The organism is Actinomycetospora sp. ABD4_176, from assembly GCF_056311855.1.
In genome coordinates, this window is sequence record NZ_CM149974.1 from 3,151,044 (window position 1) to 3,169,179 (window position 18,136).

Genomic DNA, 18,136 nt, shown 5'->3' on the forward strand with positions numbered 1-18,136 from the left:
GGGGGTCCTCATTCGCGGCGCAGGGCCTCGATGGGTCGCAGGCGGGCGGCGCGCCGGGCGGGGTAGGCGCCGAAGAAGATGCCGATGGCCGCCGAGACCGCGACCGCCGCGACGACGGCCGAGGGCAGCACCACCGGACGGAAGTCGCCGAGCGGCACGAGCGTGCCGGCGTAGCCCACCGCCACGCCGAGCACGCCGCCGACCACGCTCAGGATGATCGACTCGACGAGGAACTGGCCGAGGATGGCCGACGGCGGGGCGCCGAGGGCCTTGCGGATGCCGATCTCGCGGGTCCGCTCGGTGACCGACACGAGCATGATGTTGGTGATCCCGATCCCGCCGACCACCAGGGAGATCGCCGCGATCGCCGCGAGGAGCAGCGTGAACGCGCCGAGGGTGTCGTCGAGGACGTCGGCGAGCTGGCGCGCCGAGAGCACCTGGTAGTCCCGTTCGTCGGGGTCGTCGATGCCGTGCCGGCGGTCGAGGATCGAGTTGATCTCGCTCTCGGCCGCGGCCTGCGCCTCGGTCGACCGCGCCTGGACGACGATCTGGGTGAGGTCGCCGAACCCGGTCAGCGAGCCCTGGACCGCCGTCAGCGGCGCGAGCACGTTCTCGTCGGGGTTGGACAGGCCCTGCCCCTGCCCGGCGGGCGCGAGCGTCCCGATCACGTCGAAGGGCACCCCGCGCACCAGCACCGTCCGGCCCACGGGGTCGGAGCCGACGCCGAAGAGGTCGTCGGCGACCGTGCGACCGAGCAGGACGACCTTGCGCCCCGCCGTCACGTCGGCCTCGGTGTAGACGCGGCCCGTCCCGAGCTGCACGTTCGCGCCCGGGAAGTACGACGGCGTGCTGCCGATGATCGTGGCGTCGGTCCGCGCCCGCCCCGCCTCGACCGTCGTGCCCTGCAGCGAGACCACCGGCGACACCGACGCGACGTCCGGGGCGCCCTGGGGGTCGGCGAGCGCGCGCACGTCGCCCTGGGTCAGCGGGCGGCCGTCGGTGCCGGCGGTGTCGGGCGGCTGGCGCGGCAGGACGGTGATGCTGTTGGCGCCCAGGCCCGCGATCTGGCCCTGGATGTACTGCGACGCCCCGTTGCCCAGCGCCGTGAGCAGGATGACCGCGGCGATGCCGATGATGATCCCGAGCATCGTCAGCAACGAGCGCAGCCGGTTCGCGATGAGGCCGCGGACCGCGAACCGGATGATCTCGACGACACTCACCGCTCGTTCACCGCCGCGCCCCCGCCTCGGTCAGGCGGCCGTCGCTGACCACCACGACCCGCTCCGCCCGCTCGGCGACCTCGTCGTCGTGGGTGATGAGCACGATCGTGCGGCCCGCCGCGTGCAGGCGGTCGAACAGGCCGAGCACGTCGGCGGTGCTCGTGGAGTCGAGGTTGCCGGTCGGCTCGTCGGCGAGCAGGAGGGCCGGGGTCGTGACGAGCGCGCGCGCCACCGCCACGCGCTGCTGCTGGCCGCCGGAGAGCTGGTTGGGGCGGTGGTCCTCGCGGCCCCGGAGGCCGACGAGGGAGAGCGCCGCCAGCGCCCGCTCGCGACGCACCCGCCGACCCACCCCCGCGTAGACCAGCGGGAGCTCGACGTTCGCGAGCGCCGACGTGCGCGGGATGAGGTTGAACGCCTGGAAGATGAAGCCGATCTGCCGGTTGCGCAGCACGGCCTGCTGGCGCTCGTCCAGGTCCGCGACGTCCAGGCCCTCGAGCAGGTAGCGCCCCGAGGTCGGGGCGTCCAGGCACCCGAGCATGTTGAGCAGCGTCGACTTGCCCGACCCGGACTGGCCGATGACCGCGACGTACTCGCCGCGGCGCACCGTCAGGTCGACGTCGCGCAGCGCGTGCACGGCCGTCTCGCCCGCCCCGTAGACCTTGGAGAGCTTCCGCACGTCGAGGACGTGCGGGACCTGCTCGAGGGGCGCGGTGCCGGTGCCGGCGGTCATCCGCCGCCGCCGCCTCCACGGTTGCCGCCGCCGTCCGTGCTCGGCGGCGGGCCCTGGCCGGGGCCGAACGGGTTCGCGGTGTTCGGGTCGGGCAGGACGACGAGCTCGCCGGGCGCGAGGCCGGAGCGGATCTCGGTGACCGTGTCGGAGCTCAGCCCCAGCCCGACGGTGCGGGATTGCGGGACGCCGTCGGGGCCGAGGACCTGCACGGTCCCGTCCGTCGCACCCTCGCCGCCGATCGGGGTGACCGCCACCGACGGCAGGAACGAGACGTTCGGCGTCTGCGCCACGGTCACCGCGACGCTCGCCGACATCCCGGGCCGCAGGTTCGGCGGCGGGCCGGTGAGGGTGACGTTGGTGCCGTACTGCACCGACGAGCCGGAGCCGGGCAGCAGGTCGACGCCGCTGACGATCCCGGGCAGCGCCTGCCCGGGCAGCGCGTTGACCGACACCTCGACCGGCTGACCGACCGCGAGCCGGCCCACGTCCAGTTCGGGGACGTCGGCGCGGATCTGCAGCGTGGTGAGGTCGAGGACGGTCAGCGCCGCCGGGGTCGTCGGCGAGCCGGTGACCTGGGAGCCGCCGGTGGAACCGCTCGCGGCCCCGGCTCCGGCACCCGCGCCGGCCGCCGCGGCCGCCCCGCCGGTGCCGCCGGCCGTGCCGTCGGGCAGCGTGCCGCCGGTCGGGTTGCCCGAGCCGGTCGAGCTCGTCGTCGTGCCGCCCGCCGGGACCAGCTGGCCCGGGCCGATGTCGAGGCTCACGACCGTGCCGTCCTGCGGCGAGGAGAGCTCGAGGTCCTCGGTGGCGTTCTCGGCCTGGATCACCGACGCCTCGGCCTGGGCCAGGGACGCCTCGGCCGAGGCCACCTGGCCCTCGGGCGTGGTCGCCGCGGCGCCGCCGCCGGCGGCGCCGGCACCCGCCTGACCACCGGTCGTGCCGGCCCCGCCGGCGCCGGCTCCGGGGGTCGGCGACGGCGTCGGTCCCGGCGCGGCCTTCGGGTCGGCGGCGGGCATGCTGCGCAGCCCGTTGACCGAGACGAGCGGCCGGCCCTGGGGCTGCTGCTGGTCGGTCGAGGGGTGCTGGCCGGCCGGGGGCTGCTGGCCGGCCGGAGGCTGCTGGCCGGCGGGCGGCGGCTGGTGCCCGGGTGCCGGCTGCACCGGCGCCTGCGGCTGGACGGGAGCCTGCTGGACGGGAGCCTGTTGGACGGGCGGCTGCTGGCCCGCCGCGCCCGCTCCCGCGGCGCCCGGGGCCGGCTGCTGGGCCGGAGCCGGCTGCTGCGCCGGCGCGGCGGCGGTCGTCTGCGGGTTGTCGCGCGCCTCGCGGGCGTCGCGGAGCGACTGGCGGGCGGCGTCGCGCTGGGCCCGGGCGGCCTCGAGGTTGGCCTCGGCGTACTCGGGGTCGAGGGTGGCGACGACGTCGCCGGCCTCGACGCGGTCGCCGACCGCCACGGAGACGTCCTCGACGCGTCCGCCGACGGCGAAGTTCAGGGTGGAGCTCCGGGCGCTGGTGACCGCGCCGGACGCGGTGACCGTCTCGGCGACGGTGCCGCGGCCCACCGGGGTGGTGCGCAGGCCGGTGTCGTCGGAGCCGCCGGTGGCCGTCAGGCCGATGACCGTGCCGCCGACAGCGAGCAGCACCACCAGCACGATCAGCCCGTTGACGAGCCACAGAGAGCGACGCGCACCCGCCATGTGGCGGACGGTAGCGGTCGGTCAGCGGCCGTCGGCACGCGGGGTCGTGCCGGGTGAGTGACCGTTCAGCGAGTCAGGCGTAGACGTGCGGGTCGAGCGTGCCGATGTAGGGCAGATCGCGGTAGCGCTCCGCGTAGTCGAGCCCGAAGCCGACGACGAACTCGTTGGGGATGTCGAACCCGACGTACGCGACGTCCACGTCGAGCTTCGCCGCCTCGGGCTTGCGCAGCAGCGTCACGACCTCCAGCGAGGACGGCCCGCGGGACTCGAGGTTCTTGCGCAGCCAGGACAGCGTCAGTCCGGAGTCGATGATGTCCTCGACGATGAGGACCCGGCGGCCGGAGATGTCGCGGTCGAGGTCCTTGAGGATGCGGACCACGCCCGACGACGAGGTCGACGAGCCGTAGGAGCTGACGGCCATGAACTCGAGCTGGGTCGGCATCGGCAGGCGGCGGGCGAGGTCCGTCATGAACATCACCGCGCCCTTGAGGACGGTGACGAGCACGAGGTCCTGGTCGTGCTCGCCGTAGTCGGCGCCGATCTGCGCGGCCAGCTCGCCGATCTTGTCCTGGATCTGCTCCTCGGTGATCAGTACGGACGCGATGTCGCCGTCGTACACCGTTGTCGGGCTCCTCACCGGATCGGGGGCGGCCCGTCGGGGCGGGCCGGAGCTCGCGAGCCACGGTGGGGCGCGTCGAGCACCCGCAGCCTGCCATGCGCCCGCACCACCTCCAACCCGCCCGCGAGCGGCGGCACACCCTGACCGCGCCAGCGGGCGACGACGGCGTCGACGGCCCGGACGTGCGCGTCGGTGAGCTCCCGCGCCCCCGCCGCGACCAGCCACGACCGCAGCACCCGGCGTCGCACGGCGGGTGCCTCGGCCGCGAGACCGACCGCGTCGAGGGATCCGTCGGGGTCGACGAGCAGGGCCAGGCGCTCGTGCGCCAGCGCGGTGAGCGCGGCGTCGTCGTCGGCGAGCTGCGCGGCCGTCCGGGCCAGTGCCGGCGCCACCCCGCCGGCGAGGACGTCCTCGAGCAGCGGCAGGACCTCGTGGCGCAGGCGGGCGCGGGTGTAGCGCGGGTCGGCGTTGTGGGGGTCGTCCCACACGGGGAGCCCGGCGGCGTGGCAGGCCGCGCGCGTCGTGGCCCGCCGGACGCCGAGCAGCGGGCGGCACCACGGCGGGTCCCACGCCGCCATCCCCGCGAGCGAGCGCGCGCCGGACCCGCGGCCCAGCCCGAGCAGCACGCTCTCGGCCTGGTCGTCGAGCGTGTGCCCGAGCAGCACCGGCGCGTCCCCGCCCGCCCGCGACGCCGCCCGCAGCGCCGCGTACCGGGCGTCGCGGGCCGCGGCCTCCGGACCGCCCGCGGTGCCCACCTCGACGGCGACGACCTCGGCCGCCGCGCCCAGCTCCCGCAGCAGCCCGGCCGTCGCCGCGGCCCGCTCGGCCGAGCCCTCCTGCAGGCCGTGGTCGACGACGACGCCGTGCACCGCGGGTACCAGGTGCACCGCGGCCGCGGCGAGCGCGAGCGAGTCCGCGCCGCCCGAGCACGCGACGACCACGGGAGCGAACGCGGCGTTCGCGCGCGTAGAGGCAGCGAGCCGCCCGTTCGCTGCGTCCGGCACGGCGCCCAGGGCCTCGCGCACCGCCCGGCGGACCTCGGCGACGGGGTCGGGCACGCGCACGGCGGTGACCTCTCCGGTCGTGTCAGCCGTGGACGCGGGCGACCCAGGCGTCCGGGTCGGTGATCTCGGCGCGGCGGGGCAGGGTGTCCGGCGCGGTCCAGACGGCGTTGAGGCCGTCGAGCCCCACGCGGTCGACGACGTGGTCGACGAACACGCGGCCCTGCTCGTACTGCCGGATCTTGGCGTCCACGCCGAGCAGCGTGCGCAGGAGCCGGTCGACGAGGCTGCCGCCGCGGCGGCGCGTGGTGAACCGCGCCCGGATCGACGCCACGGACGGCACGACGGCGGGGCCGACGGCGTCCATGACGTGCTCGGCGTGCCCCTCGAGCAGGGTGGTCAGGGCGAGCAGGCGGTCGAGGACCGCGCGCTGCTCGGGCCCCTGGAACATCTCGACCAGCGCGAGCCCGTCGCGCGGCGGGTCGTTCCGGAAAGCCCGGACGATGTCGGGGAGCCGGTCGACCGTGCCCGAGGCCGTGCGGTCGAAGCCGCCGGCGAACGCCGCGACCTCGCCCTGGAAGTGGTCGCGCAACCAGTCGACGGCGGTGAACTGCAGCCGGTGGGTCGCCTCGTGCAGGCACACCCACAGCGCGAAGTCGTCGGCGTCGACGTCGAGCGCCTGCCGGGCGGCGACGACGTTCGGCGCGACGAGCAGCAGGCGCCCGGCCCGTTCCGGGCCGCCGAACGGGTCGTACTGCCCCAGCACCCGGCTGCCCAGGAACGCCAGCAGCGTGCCCATCTGCACGCCGGCGGCCGTGCGGGTCACGCGGCCGAACGCGCCGCCGACGATCCCGGCGGGCGGGCCGGCCAACGGGGCGTCCTCGACGAGCGCGGCGATCCCGTCGACCGCGGAGCGGATCCAGCCCGGCCGGTCGACGACGTCGGCCTCGGGCACCGCCAGGCCCGCGCCGAGCCCGGTCAGCTCGCGGACGTGGCCCTCGCCGATGCGGGCGCCCTCGCGCAGGCGGCTCACCTCGGCGGCGGCCTCGGCGGGCGAGACGGCGGGACCCGCGGGCACCAGGCGCGCGCCGGTGGCGGCCGCGAGGCCCCAGTCGACGGGCAGGCCCGTGCCGTCACGGGGCGCGGAGGTCAGCTCGACGGACACGGCTCCACCGTACGTCGCGGACCTCGGGGCACCGGCGCTCAGCGGCACCCGCAGTCGTGCAGGGCCGCGGCGAGGGCGTCGAGGCGGGGGCGTGCGGTGCCCGGGTCGACGCCGTTGCTCATGAACGAGAAGACGAGCACCCGCCCGTCGGCGGTGCCGACGACGCCGGCCAGGGCGTTCGCGGCGGTCAGCGTGCCGGTCTTCGCTCGCACCCAGCCGCGGCCGTCGGCGCTCGGGGTGCCCGGCGCGTACCGGTCGGCGAGCGTGCCGCCCCCGCCCGCGACCGGCAGGCCGTCGAGCAGGGGGCGCAGGGCCGCGGTGCGCGGGTCGGAACCGGCGGGCGCGGCGGCGGGCGCGAGCACGCCGGACAGCGCGGTGGCGGGCACGCGGTCGTCGACCGACAGGCCGCTGGTGTCGGCGAGCGTGACGCCGCCGGTGTCGATGCCCGCCTCGTCGAGCACCCGCGTCACCGCCCGCGCGGCCCCGTCGAACGTCGTCGGCTCGCCGACCGCCCGTGCCACCTCGCGCCCGAGCGCCTCGGCCAGCACGTTGTCGGAGTTCTGCAGGGCCGTGCGCACCAGCTCGGTGGTCGGTGGTGACTCGACCTGCCCGAGCACCGCGGCGCCCGGTGGTGCCGTGCCCACGGCCACGGTCGGGGCGGCGCCGTCGCCGGCGAGGCGGGCACCGAGCTCGCGGGCGGCGTCCGAGGCGGGGGTGGCGGTGCGCGGGACGTCGAGCACCGTCGGGTCGCTGCGCCCGCCGTCGAGCATCACCGGGACGATCGGCGCGACGAACCCGTTCGCGACGTCGGTGGGGTCCCAGCCGGGCGCGACACCGTTGCCGCCCCCGTTCTCGTAGCGCGAGACGTCGACGAGGACCTGCTTCACCGCCGGTTGCCCGGCGCGGGCGGCGTCCACGGCGGCGACGAGGTCGTCGAGGCGGGCGGCGTCGGGGTAGACGGTCCGGCGGCCGGCGGGCAGTGAGGACAGCGTCGGGTCGCCCCCGCCGACCAGCACGATCGAGTCGGGCGTGGGGCCGGCGACGACGGTCGTCGTCCAGCGCATCGTCGGGTCGAGGCGCAGCAGGGCCGCGGCGCCGGTGAGGAGCTTCGTCACGGACGCCGGCACCTGGGGCTCGGACGGCCGCCGGCTCCACAGGGTCGCGCCGGTGGCGGGGTCGACGACGGCCCCGGTGACGTCGCCGAGGGCCGCGACGCGGGCGTCGAGCGCGGTCGCGAGGCCGGCCTCGGTCGGGGCCGGGGCGTCGGCACCGACGGCGGCCAGGCGCAGCTGCGGGGTCGCGGGGTCCGGCGGGTCGGCGGTCGCCCCGCCGAGCAGGCCCACGGGCAGGCCGACCGCGCGGGCGAAGGAGGGCGCCGAGAGGGTGACGCCGACGCCGAGGCCGGCGAGCAGCGCCACGACGACCGCGACCGTCAGCGCCCGCAGGCCCCACCGGCGAACACCCGGTGACGGCGCGGGGACCGCGCGGTGACCCTCGCCGCTCACGACCCCGCACCCCTCCTCACCTGCTGTTCACCTCACCGGGACGAGGCCCGGGTCACGTCACGGTGTGCCGGGTCACCCGGGCCGTTGCCCCACACTAGAGGCGCGAGGGGACCCCGTCGCGACCCACGGGGCGGGGTCGGGACGGCTGGACCGGACGGACGAGCGAGGACGAGGGAGCGGTGTCGCCGTGGAGTTCGACGTACTGATCGAGATCCCGAAGGGGAACCGCAACAAGTACGAGATGGACCACACGTCCGGCCGGCTGCGCCTGGACCGGACCCTCTTCACGGCCACGCAGTACCCGGCCGACTACGGCTACGTCGAGGACACCCTCGGCCAGGACGGCGACCCGCTCGACGCGCTCGTCCTCATCCAGGAGCCGACGTTCCCCGGCTGCGTGGTGGCCGCGCGCGCCATCGGCATGTTCCGCATGACCGACGAGGCCGGCGGCGACGACAAGGTGCTCTGCGTGCCCGCGGGCGACCCGCGCCAGGAGCACCTGCGCGACATCCACCACCTCTCCGAGTACGACCGCCTCGAGATCCAGCACTTCTTCGAGGTCTACAAGGACCTCGAGCCCGGCAAGAGCGTCGAGGGCGCGCAGTGGGTCGGGCGCTCGGACGCCGAGCTGGAGATCAAGGCGTCACGCCAGCGCGCCGAGGAGGGGGGCCACGGCGGGGGGCACTGAGTCGCCCCGCCGCGGCCGTCCACCTCAGCGGGTGGTGCCCGTGAGGTCGACCGGCGTGGCCGCCTCGTGGCGCCCGGCCCGGTCGGCCTCCGGCGAGGGGCGGGCTACGGCCTGCGCTGCTGCCCCGGCCGGGCGCGGCGGGGTCACGGTCAGGGTGACGTCGGTGGAGCCGGCCGCCCCCTCGACCACCACCTGCTCGCTGACCGGCGCGAACCCGCTCGCGGTGAGCATGTGCCGTCCGGGCGCGAGGTCGTCGAAGCGGAACCGGCCGTCGGCGCCCGTGACCGCCGAGGCGACGACGCCGCCGTCGCGGCCGACGAGCACCACCAGCGACTCCGGCACCGGTGCCCCGCCCGCGGCGCGCACCGCCCCGGCCAGCGTGTACCGCGCCGGCGGGACCGTGACGTCGGCGCGCGCCCCGTCCTCGCCGACGGCGACGCGGACCGCCTGCGGCGCGCGCCCGGGGGCGAGCACGGTGACGGTGTAGCCGCCGGGCTCGACCTCGCCGGTCTCCCAGCCGCCCTCGGCGTCGCTGCGCCGCACGCCCACGACCCCGCCGTCGGCGTCGGTGACGGTCACCGTGGCGCCGGCGACCGCGGTCCCGTCGGGGTCGGCCACCCGCCCGCCGAGGGTCACCACGCGGGACAGTGCGACGTCGCGGCGCACGGGCACCCCGTCGACCGTGACGAGCTCGGCGAACGGGCGGCGCCGCGGCGAGCTGGCGATGAGCACGTAGGTGCCGGCCGCCGGCGCGACCAGCGTGTAGCCGCCCCGCTCGTCGACGCCCGCCCGCTCCACCGGGGCGCCGTCGAGGCCGTGCAGCGAGACCGAGACCTCGTCCCGCGCGCCGACCGGGCTGCCGCCCGACCCCGTGACGCGGCCGTGCACGGTGGGCCCGGACCCGCGGGCGGGGCTGGTCCGGCCGTCGGCGGCGGTGGCGGTGGCGGTGGCGGGTGGGCCCCAGCCGTCGGTCGCGGGCGCCGACGAGGTCGCGTGTGCCGTGGCGGGCACCGGCGGGTTCGACGCGGTGCCGATGGCCGCGGCGCCGCCGGCGGTCTCGGTGGCCGGGGTGGTCCCGGCGCCCGACGCGCCGTCGGCACCGTCCGTGCCCTCGGCGCTGCGGGCCTGGATGCCCGACTGCGTGCGCAGCGGGACCTCGCGCAGGAACCAGATGAGCACGAAGCCGACGGCGATCACGCACCCGGCGATGAGGAAGACCAGGTCCATCGCGTCGGAGAAGCCGACGAGGAACGGCTCGGCGAGCCGCGGGTCCATCCGCTGCAGCACCGACGAGTCCTGCGCGACCTGCGCCGCGCCGGCGACGGGGTCGACCGCGACCTGGTTGGCCGGGTTCGCGAGCGCGGCCGGGTCGGCGAGCGCGGCACGGAAGCCCGGCGTCGGCGCGATCGCGGCGAAGGCCTCGCGGATGTAGTCGCCGACCGTCGAGAAGAGCACCGAGAGGAAGACCGCGACGCCGAGCGTGCCGCCCATCTGCCGGAAGAAGGTCGCCGAGGCGGTGGCCACGCCCATGTCCCGGGCCGGCACGGCGTTCTGCACGGCGAGCACGAGCGTCTGCATGCAGTTCCCGAGCCCGAGGCCGAACACGACCATGAGCAGCGCGACCTGCCAGTACGGGGTGTCGGCGTGCAGCAGGAAGTGGAACAGCAACATGCCGGTGGTCATCAGCCCGAGGCCGATCACCGGGAAGACCTTGTAGCGCCCGGTGCGGCTGGTCAGCTGCCCGGAGACGATCGAGGCGACCATGATGCCCCCGACCAGCGGGATCATCTGGAGGCCGGCCTGCGTCGGGCTGGAGCCGGTGACGATCTGCAGGTACTGCGGGACGATCGCGATGCCCCCGAACATGCCGACGCCGGTGATGATCGCGATGACCGAGGTCAGGCTGAACACGCCGTTGCGGAACAGGCGCAGCGGCAGCAGCGCGTCGTCGCCGTAGGCCCGCTCGGCGAGGCAGAAGGCGACGAGGCCGACCGCCCCGACGGCGTAGCAGACGATCGCCGAGGTCGAGGCCCAGCCCCACTCGCGGCCCTGCTCGGCGATGATCAGCAGCGGCACGAGGCCGACGGCCAGCGCGGCCGCGCCGGGGAAGTCGAGGCGGTGCTCGCGGCGGGTGTGGGGCAGCCGCAGGACATTCCAGACGACGAGGAACGCGATCGCGCCGATCGGGACGTTGACGAGGAAGACCCAGCGCCAGCCGGTGATGCCGAGGATCGTGTCCTGGCCGGCGAGGAAGCCGCCCACGACCGGGCCGATGACGCTCGACGTCCCGAACACCGCGAGGAAGAAGCCCTGGTAGCGGGCGCGCTCCCGCGGCGGGACGATGTCGCCGATGATCGTCAGGGCCAGCGACATGAGGCCGCCGGCGCCGAGGCCCTGGACGGCGCGGAAGGCCGCCAGCTCGTACATCGACGTCGAGATCGTGCACAGCACCGAGCCGACGACGAACAGCCCGATCGCGAGCAGGAAGAACGGCCGGCGCCCGTAGAGGTCGGAGAGCTTGCCGTAGAGCGGGGTCGTGATCGTCGCCGTGATCAGGTACGCGGTCGTCGCCCAGGCCTGGAGGTTGAGCCCCTGCAGGTCGTCGGCGATGGTGCGGATCGACGTCGAGACGATGTTCTGGTCGAGCGCGGCCAGGAACATGCCCAGCATCAGGCCCGAGAGGATCACGAGGATCTGGCGGTGCGTGAAGCCGGTGCTGTCGGGTGTCTCGCCCCGGGTGGTGGCGGCCGCCGCGGGTGCGGCAGCGGGCGTGCTCATGAGGCCTCCGGGGGAGCCAGCGTGGCGGGGTGGTGGTGGTGCTCGAGGTCGGCGGCCAGCTGCTCGAGCAGCTCGGCGAGGCGCACGCGGTCGGGCTCGTCCCAGTGGGCGGTCATGGCGCCGATCTCGCGGTTGCGGCGGTCGCGGTTGGCCTCGAAGACGCGCAGGCCCTCGTCGGTGGCCGCGAGCAGCGTGGCGCGGCCGTCCTCGGGGTCGGGGCGGCGTTCGACGAGCCCGGCGCGGACCAGCCCGGCGACCTGCCGGCTGACCGTCGACGGGTCCGAGTGCACGGATTCGGCCAGGGCGTTGGACCGGCGCGGGCCCTCCAGCACGAGCCGGGCGAGCAGCACGTAGGCGGCACGCTCGACGCCGTCGGGGCCGACCGACCCGGCCTTCGCCCGCTCGACCGCGCGCATGACGCGGATGAGCTGGTGGCCGAGACGATCCGAGACCCGCCAGCGGTCGTCCACCCCCGGCGGGACCGGGAGCCGCGAGGATTCCATTGCATGCTCCGTACAATCGGTTGCTGCGTACAAGCATGCTCCTGCCGCGGGTGTGCCCGCCACCGGGGCCCCGATCGGGCGCGTCACAGGCCGGGGGTGCTGAGCGAAGGGCACCTTCGGTCGGATAGACGGGCGACGGGCGCCCTTCGCCGGAACGCCGGCCGTCCTACGGTGTCGGACCGTGGAGAGCGAGCGCGTCACCTACGAGCGCGACGGCCACGTCGCGACGATCACGTACGACCGGCCCGAGAAGCTCAACGCGATCGACGGGGCGATGCGCGCCGGGCTCAACGAGGCGTTCGACCGCTTCCGCGCCGACGACGAGGCGTGGGTCGGCATCGTCACCGGCGCCGGGCGGGCCTTCTGCGTCGGCGCCGACCCGCAGTCCGAGGGGAACCCGGCCGGCGACTTCCCCGGCTCGTTCTGGGAGCGCCCGACCGTCAACTCGCTCGAGAGCGGCTGGGAGATCTTCAAGCCGGTGATCGCGGCGGTCAACGGCCACTGCCTGGGCTACGGGCTGACGCTGGTGACCTGGTGCGACCTCGTCATCGCGAGCGAGCGCGCAACCTTCGGCTTCCCCGAGGTGCGCCTGGGCATCCCGACGATCGTCGGCGCGCTGAGGCTGCCCCAACGCATCGGGTGGCAGCCGGCGATGGAGCTCCTGCTCACCGGTGAGCGGGTGGGCGCCGATCGGGCGCGCGAGATGGGGCTGGTCTCGCGGGTCGTGCCACACGACGACCTGATGGCCGAGGCCCGCGCGCTCGCCGACCGTCTGCTGGCCGGTGCGCCGCTGGCCCAGCGCGCCATCAAGGAGATGGCGCGCCGGGCGCCGGACCTGCCGCAGACAGAGGCGATCCGGTTCGGCGAGACGATGCGCCGGGTCGCCGGGGCCACCGAGGACGCGGCGGAGGGCGCGGCGGCCGCGCGGGAGAAGCGGAAGCCTCGCTGGCAGGGCAAGTAGGCGAGCGGTGTCAGCGGAGTGGCTCCGCGGACGATGAGTGTCCGCATCTCCACTCCGATCATGAACTCATGATCGGAGTGGAGATACGGACGTTGAGTGTCTGCGGAGCCACTCCGCTGACACACCCCGTGCGTCAGGCGACCCGCTCGAACACCGCCGCGAGGCCCTGGCCGCCGCCGATGCACATCGTCTCGAGGCCGTAGCGGGCCTCGCGGCGCTCCATCTCGCGCAGCATCGTCGCGAGGATGCGCACGCCGGTGGCGCCGACGGGGTGCCCCAGCGAGATGCCCGAGCCGTTGGGGTTGACCCGCTCGTCGGTGACGAGGTCGATGCCCCACTCCCGCCCGACGCCCAGGGCCTGGGCGGCGAAGGCCTCGTTGAGCTCGATGACGTCGAGGTCGGCCAGCGACAGCCCCGCGCGGGAGAGCGCCTGCTCCGTCGCCGGCACCGGCCCGATGCCCATGACCTCCGGGCCCACGCCCGCGAGCCCCCACGACACCAGCCGCGCCAGCGGCCGCAGCCCCAGCTCGGCGGCCTTCTCCGGCGTCGTCACCAGGCACACCGCGGCGCCGTCGTTCTGGCCCGAGGCGTTGCCCGCGGTCACCGTCGCCGCGTCGTCCTGCTTGCCCATGATCGGGCGCAGCTTCGCCAGCGACTCCAGGTTCGCGTCGGGGCGGATGTGCTCGTCCTGGTCGACGACGGTGTCGCCCTTGCGGCCCGGGATCGTCACCGGCACCAGCTCGTCGGCGTAGCGACCCTCCTTGACCGCCGCCGTCGCCTTCTCGTGCGACCGGACGGCCAGGCGGTCCTGCTCCTCGCGCGGGATGTCGTAGCGCTTCCGCACGTTCTCGGCGGTCTCGATCATCCCGCCCCACACCGGGTGGTTCACCCCGCCCGCGTGCACCCGGCCCTCGGCCAGCGCGTCCTTGAACTGGAACCCGCCCGCCTTCGTGCCCCAGCGCGGCGCCTGGCTGTAGTAGGTGGCGCCCGACATCGACTCCGCGCCGCCCGCGAGCACCACCGACGCCCCGCCGGTCTGCACCGCCATCGCCGCGTAGAGCACCGCCTGCAGGCCCGACCCGCAGCGCCGGTCCACCTGGATGCCGGGCACGGTCACCTCGAGGCCCGCGTCCAGCGCCGCCACCCGCCCGATCGCCGGCGCGTCCATCGTCGGGTAGCAGTGCCCGAACGCCACGTCGTCCACGTCCTCGGCCCGCAGACCGGTGCGCGACACGAGCTCCCGGATCACCGTCGCCGCCAGCTCCTGCGGCCCCACGTCCCGCAACGCACCCCCGAAACCACCCACCGGGGTCCGCAGGGGCTCACAGATCACCGCATCCGGCACAGCCGACCTCCTAGAGCACGTAGCGCAGGATGACCTCGGCGACGCACGCCGGCTTGGGCCACCCCTCGATCTCGACCGTCCCCCCGATCGTCGCCTGCACACCGTTCGCGACGTCGGCGACGTCCACCAGGCGGCAGTGACCTCGCACACGGCTCGGCACGGGGACCGGCGACGGGAAGCGCACCTTGTTCAGCCCGTAGTTCACCGTCATCGAGACGCCCTGCACCTGGAAGGTGTCCCAGCCGAACTTCGGCATGAGCGCGACGGTCAGGAACCCGTGGGCCACCGTCCGCCCGAACGGCCCGTCCTGGGCGCGCTCGGGGTCGACGTGGATCCACTGGTGGTCGTCGGTGGCGTCGGCGAAGATGTTGACACGGTGCTGGTCGACGGTCACCCAGGCGCTGGTGCCGAGGTCCTCCCCCACCGCACCGCGCAGCTCCTCGACGTCGGCGAACACTCGCATCCGGGCTCCTCTACAGGTCGGCGGCCAGTTCCTTGACCTGCCCGACCAACGACACCCGCTCGGCGGCCGTGCCCGCGAGCGGCGTGACGTTGATCGTGGTGACGCCGGCCGCGGCGAAGGCCTGCAGGCGCTCGGCGACGTACGAGCGCGACCCGATCAGCGACATCGCCTTGACGAGGTCCTCGGGCACCGCCGCGGCGGCCTCGTCCTTCTTGCCGTCGAGGTAGAGGTCCTGGATCTTCTCCGCCTCCTCGGAGTAGCCGTACCGCTGGGCGAGCTCGTTGTAGAAGTTCTTGCCCTTCGCGCCCATGCCGCCGACGTAGAGCGCGACGAACGGGCGCATGCCGTCGAGCATCTGCCGGGCGGTGTCGGCGTCCTCGGTGATGCACAGCGACGCCTGCAGGTAGGTCTGCAGGTCGCCGAGCGCGGGGTCGCGCTTGGCCTTGCCGGCCGCCAGCGACTCGCCCCACACCTCGTGCGCGCGCTCGGGGACGAAGAGGATCGGCAGCCAGCCCTCGGCGATCTCGGCGGTCAGCGCCACGTTCTTCGGGCCGATGGCGGCGAGGACGATCGGGATGCGGTCGCGCACCGGGTGATTGATGATCTTCAGCGGCTTACCGAGCCCGGTGCCCTCCTCGGCGGGCAGCGGGATCCGGTAGTGGCGCCCGGAGTGCTCGACCTTCTCGCGGCGCCACACCTGCCGGCAGATGTCGACGATCTCGCGGGTGCGGGCGAGCGGGGCGTCGTAGCGCACGCCGTGGAACCCCTCGATGACCTGCGGGCCCGAGGCGCCGATGCCGAGCGTGAAGCGCCCGCCGGAGACGTAGTCGAGGCCGGCCGCGGTCATCGCGGTCAGCGACGGGGTGCGCGTGTAGATCTGCAGGATGCCCGACGCGATCTCGACGCGGCTGGTGCGCGCGGCGATGAACCCGAGCTGGCTCACCGCGTCGAAGCTGTAGGCCTCGGGCACGAAGACGATGTCCAGGCCCGCCGCCTCGTGCTCGGCGAGCTCGGCGACCGTCTCCTCGAACCCGCCGCTGTAGTTCAACCCCATCCCGATGCGCACGCCGCGCAGCCTGTCACGATCGCGTTGATCACGGCAGTACGGCGACGGGAGACGGGCGTGTTCACGACGACGGTGACGGTGCGCGGCTACGAGTGCGACGCCAACGGGCACGTCAACCACGCCGTCTACCACCAGTACGGCGAGCACGGGCGCACCGAGGCGCTGCGGGCCGCGGGCATCGACGTGCCGGACCTGACCGCCGTCGGCCTCGGCCCGGTCATCCTCGAGTCGACGGTCCGGTTCCTCGCCGAGCTGCGGGTCGGCGACGAGGTCGAGGTGGCCGTGGACGTGCGCTTCGGCGAGGGCAAGACCTTCCGGATGGACACCGAGCTGTGCCGCGGCGAGCAGGTCTGCGCCACCCTGACCGGCGTCATGGGCCTGCTCGACCACGGCACGCGCCGGCTCGTCGCCGACCCCCGCGGCCGGCTCCTCGCGCTCGGCGACCCGCAGCGGGCGCCTCAGGTGCTCGGCGCGGCGTCCCCGTCGGAGAAGTGACCGGGCCAGTCGTCGTAGCGGATGCGCGGGGTCGCGAGGACCTCGCCGACCGTCGACCACTGGTTGCCGCCGAGACGCGCCAGCGGCGCGAGCCGCTTGACGTCCGGGCGGCCGTCGACGAGCACGTCGTCGGCGACCGCGGCGTGCACGACCCGGCCGAGCACCAGCACGCAGTTGCCGACCTCGATCGTGCGCTCCAGCCGGCACTCCAGCGCCACCGGCGACTCCGCGATGCGCGGGGTCGCGATGCGCAGCGACGGCTCGCGGGTCAGGCCGGTCGCGTCGATCTCGCTCTCGTGCGGCGGGAAGTCGGTGGCCGTGGCGTTGATGTGCTCGAGCAGCGGTTCGGGCGTCAGGCACACCGCGAACTCGCCGGACGCGACGGCGTTGCGCAGCGAGTCCTTCTCGCCGACCGACGTGAACTGCACGACCGGCGGGTCGGTGCTCGCGACGGTGAAGAACGAGTGCGGCGCGAGGTTGTCGACACCGTCGGCCGAGCGCGTCACCACCCAGGCGATCGCGCGCGGCACGATCACCGAGGTCAGGAACTTGTAGAAGCCGCCGGACCCGATCGCGTCGGGGTCGAAGTCGGTGCGCACGGGCTCAGTTGTTCCCCGGCAGCAGCCCGCTCGGAACCAGCTGCGGCGCCCGTGTCGTGGTCGTCTCGTCGGGCTCGGGCTCGTCGGCGGTGCTGCTCGCGGGCGCCTCGGACGTCGCCGACGTCTCCGCGCCGTCGGCGGGGGCCTCGGAGGTCGTCGTGGGCGCCTCGCTCGACGTCGTCGCCGGCTCCCTCGTCCCGAGCACCGACCCGACGCTCGTGCCCGTGTCGCCGCCGGACAGCGGCGAGCCCTTCACCCGCTCGATGCCGGTGATCGCCAGCATCGCGATGAGGAAGATCAGCAGGGCGGTGGCGGCGAGGAGGGCGTAGCGCCGCCACGGGGTACGGCGCGGGGGCTCACCGCCGTCCGGGCCGTCCGGGTCGTCCGGGCCGTCCGGGCCGTCGCCGTCGCGCGCCGGACCGCCGGGCGTCCCGACCAGGGCGGTCTCGTCGTCGCCCGCGGTCAGCACCCGCGTGCCGGCACCGGCCACCCGGGTGCGCTCGGCGTCGCCGTGGCCGAGGGCCCGGGTCTCCCCGGCCTCGCCGGAGCCGATCACCATCGTCGGTTCGTCGTCCGGGGCGGGGCCGGACCGGTGGCCCGGGGCGGCGACGACGGCGGTCCGCCCGTCCGCGGGGACCTCGGTGGTGACCCCGGCGGGGACCCCGGTGGGGGCCCCGGCGCCCCTCGCGTCACGGCGGGCCGCCATCCGCGACCGCACGTGGTGGCGGGTGCGCTCCACCGAGCGCTGGTAGACGGCGTCCCCGACCGTGGTGATGATGGCGGCGACGCCGGCGCCGACCACCGTGCCCGCCGCGCCGCCCATGAAGGAGCCCGCTCCGGCGGTCACGATGGCGGCGAACGCCTGCCCGGACACCTTGGTCACCGACAGGCCCGACTCCGCCGCCGCGGCCTCCCCGTTTCCTCCGGGGCGAGCCGCGTCGTTCCCGTGGCCCGCGCCCGCACGGTGGCCCGTCGCGGCATTACCCGCCGCGTCGGGCGAGTCGGACACGTGCCGCGTCGGTGTGTCGAACGGGCGGCCGTCCGCCGGCACGGCGCCGCGACCGGACGCGTCGCCCGCAGCGAGGCCCGCAGCGTGGGCCGGAGCATGACCTGGAGCATGACCTGGAGCATGACCTGGAGCGTGGCCCGGACGCCCCGGGGCGCCGGGCGGTCCGGAGGGGACCCGCGCGTCGACCTGGCCCGGGCCGGGCGCGGCCGCCGGGGGCGGGGCGGGTCGCGGGGACGGGCCGGGGGCGCCGGGTCCCGCTGCGGGGCGTCCGTACGCGCCCGGGGGCGGCGGCCCCTGC

General features: G+C 75.5%; 17 protein-coding genes. 3 read left to right on the forward strand and 14 right to left on the reverse strand.

Annotation, left to right across the window (positions count from 1 at the left end):
* Nucleotides 1-8 precede the first annotated feature (8 nt).
* The 7 genes from ACYX4T_RS15225 to dacB form a co-directional block, all read right to left on the reverse strand.
* On the reverse strand, nt 9-1,220 hold the full coding sequence (locus ACYX4T_RS15225) for an ABC transporter permease (protein ID WP_476010136.1): 1,212 nt from the start codon (nt 1,218-1,220) through the stop codon (nt 9-11).
* A gap of 7 nt (nt 1,221-1,227) precedes the next feature.
* Nucleotides 1,228-1,950 carry an ABC transporter ATP-binding protein gene (locus ACYX4T_RS15230; RefSeq protein WP_476010137.1) on the reverse strand — a complete coding sequence of 241 codons (723 nt, stop codon included), beginning with the start codon at nt 1,948-1,950 and terminating at the stop codon, nt 1,228-1,230.
* Nucleotides 1,947-3,641 (reverse strand): efflux RND transporter periplasmic adaptor subunit, encoded by a 1,695-nt coding sequence (locus tag ACYX4T_RS15235; RefSeq protein WP_476010138.1) that lies wholly within the window; start codon nt 3,639-3,641, stop codon nt 1,947-1,949. The genes ACYX4T_RS15230 and ACYX4T_RS15235 overlap by 4 nt, the downstream gene beginning before the upstream one ends.
* Before the next feature lie 73 nt (nt 3,642-3,714).
* Nucleotides 3,715-4,260: a hypoxanthine phosphoribosyltransferase gene (gene hpt, locus ACYX4T_RS15240; RefSeq protein ID WP_476010139.1), complete on the reverse strand. Its 546-nt coding sequence runs from the start codon at nt 4,258-4,260 to the stop codon at nt 3,715-3,717.
* A 14-nt stretch (nt 4,261-4,274) separates the two neighbouring features.
* Nucleotides 4,275-5,324 carry a tRNA lysidine(34) synthetase TilS gene (gene tilS / locus ACYX4T_RS15245; RefSeq protein ID WP_476010140.1) on the reverse strand — a complete coding sequence of 350 codons (1,050 nt, stop codon included), beginning with the start codon at nt 5,322-5,324 and terminating at the stop codon, nt 4,275-4,277.
* A gap of 22 nt (nt 5,325-5,346) precedes the next feature.
* Nucleotides 5,347-6,426 carry a zinc-dependent metalloprotease gene (locus ACYX4T_RS15250; RefSeq protein WP_476010141.1) on the reverse strand — a complete coding sequence of 360 codons (1,080 nt, stop codon included), beginning with the start codon at nt 6,424-6,426 and terminating at the stop codon, nt 5,347-5,349.
* A gap of 38 nt (nt 6,427-6,464) precedes the next feature.
* The gene (gene dacB / locus ACYX4T_RS15255) at nt 6,465-7,931 is read right to left on the reverse strand and encodes a D-alanyl-D-alanine carboxypeptidase/D-alanyl-D-alanine endopeptidase (protein WP_476010142.1); all 1,467 of its coding nucleotides are present in this window, start codon (nt 7,929-7,931) and stop codon (nt 6,465-6,467) included.
* 187 nt (nt 7,932-8,118) lie between these two features.
* Here dacB and ACYX4T_RS15260 point away from each other — a divergent pair, with 187 nt between their 5' ends.
* On the forward strand, nt 8,119-8,619 hold the full coding sequence (locus tag ACYX4T_RS15260) for an inorganic diphosphatase (protein WP_476010143.1): 501 nt from the start codon (nt 8,119-8,121) through the stop codon (nt 8,617-8,619).
* Nucleotides 8,620-8,643: 24 nt separating this feature from the next.
* On the opposite strand, the gene ACYX4T_RS15265 is transcribed toward ACYX4T_RS15260, so the two are convergent.
* Nucleotides 8,644-11,397 (reverse strand): DHA2 family efflux MFS transporter permease subunit, encoded by a 2,754-nt coding sequence (locus tag ACYX4T_RS15265; protein WP_476010144.1) that lies wholly within the window; start codon nt 11,395-11,397, stop codon nt 8,644-8,646.
* Nucleotides 11,394-11,900 (reverse strand): MarR family winged helix-turn-helix transcriptional regulator, encoded by a 507-nt coding sequence (locus ACYX4T_RS15270; protein ID WP_476010145.1) that lies wholly within the window; start codon nt 11,898-11,900, stop codon nt 11,394-11,396. Before ACYX4T_RS15270 ends, ACYX4T_RS15265 begins: the two co-directional genes overlap by 4 nt.
* A gap of 181 nt (nt 11,901-12,081) precedes the next feature.
* On the opposite strand from ACYX4T_RS15270, the gene ACYX4T_RS15275 reads away from it, so the two are divergent.
* Entirely contained in the window at nt 12,082-12,861 is a 780-nt protein-coding gene (locus ACYX4T_RS15275; RefSeq protein ID WP_476010146.1) for an enoyl-CoA hydratase/isomerase family protein, read from the forward strand.
* 133 nt (nt 12,862-12,994) lie between these two features.
* On the opposite strand, the gene ACYX4T_RS15280 is transcribed toward ACYX4T_RS15275, so the two are convergent.
* The 3 genes from ACYX4T_RS15280 to ACYX4T_RS15290 are packed head-to-tail and all read right to left on the reverse strand — an operon-like array spanning nt 12,995 to nt 15,735.
* Nucleotides 12,995-14,206 (reverse strand): acetyl-CoA C-acetyltransferase, encoded by a 1,212-nt coding sequence (locus tag ACYX4T_RS15280; RefSeq protein ID WP_476010147.1) that lies wholly within the window; start codon nt 14,204-14,206, stop codon nt 12,995-12,997.
* 10 nt (nt 14,207-14,216) lie between these two features.
* Entirely contained in the window at nt 14,217-14,669 is a 453-nt protein-coding gene (locus tag ACYX4T_RS15285) for a MaoC family dehydratase (RefSeq protein ID WP_476010148.1), read from the reverse strand.
* A gap of 10 nt (nt 14,670-14,679) precedes the next feature.
* Nucleotides 14,680-15,735, reverse strand: a complete 1,056-nt coding sequence (locus ACYX4T_RS15290; RefSeq protein ID WP_476010149.1) for an LLM class F420-dependent oxidoreductase — start codon at nt 15,733-15,735, stop codon at nt 14,680-14,682.
* A 57-nt stretch (nt 15,736-15,792) separates the two neighbouring features.
* Between ACYX4T_RS15290 and ACYX4T_RS15295 the strand changes: the two genes are divergently transcribed.
* A complete protein-coding gene (locus ACYX4T_RS15295; RefSeq protein WP_476010150.1) occupies nt 15,793-16,230 on the forward strand; it encodes an acyl-CoA thioesterase in 438 nt (145 codons plus the stop codon).
* On the opposite strand, the gene ACYX4T_RS15300 is transcribed toward ACYX4T_RS15295, so the two are convergent.
* Both ACYX4T_RS15300 and ACYX4T_RS15305 read right to left on the reverse strand, forming a co-directional pair.
* Complete coding sequence (locus tag ACYX4T_RS15300) at nt 16,194-16,829, reverse strand: flavin reductase family protein (RefSeq protein ID WP_476010151.1); 636 nt, start codon at nt 16,827-16,829, stop codon at nt 16,194-16,196. The genes ACYX4T_RS15295 and ACYX4T_RS15300 overlap by 37 nt on opposite strands.
* Before the next feature lie 4 nt (nt 16,830-16,833).
* Nucleotides 16,834-17,712: a hypothetical protein gene (locus tag ACYX4T_RS15305; protein WP_476010152.1), complete on the reverse strand. Its 879-nt coding sequence runs from the start codon at nt 17,710-17,712 to the stop codon at nt 16,834-16,836.
* Between the last annotated feature and the right edge of the window lie 424 nt (nt 17,713-18,136).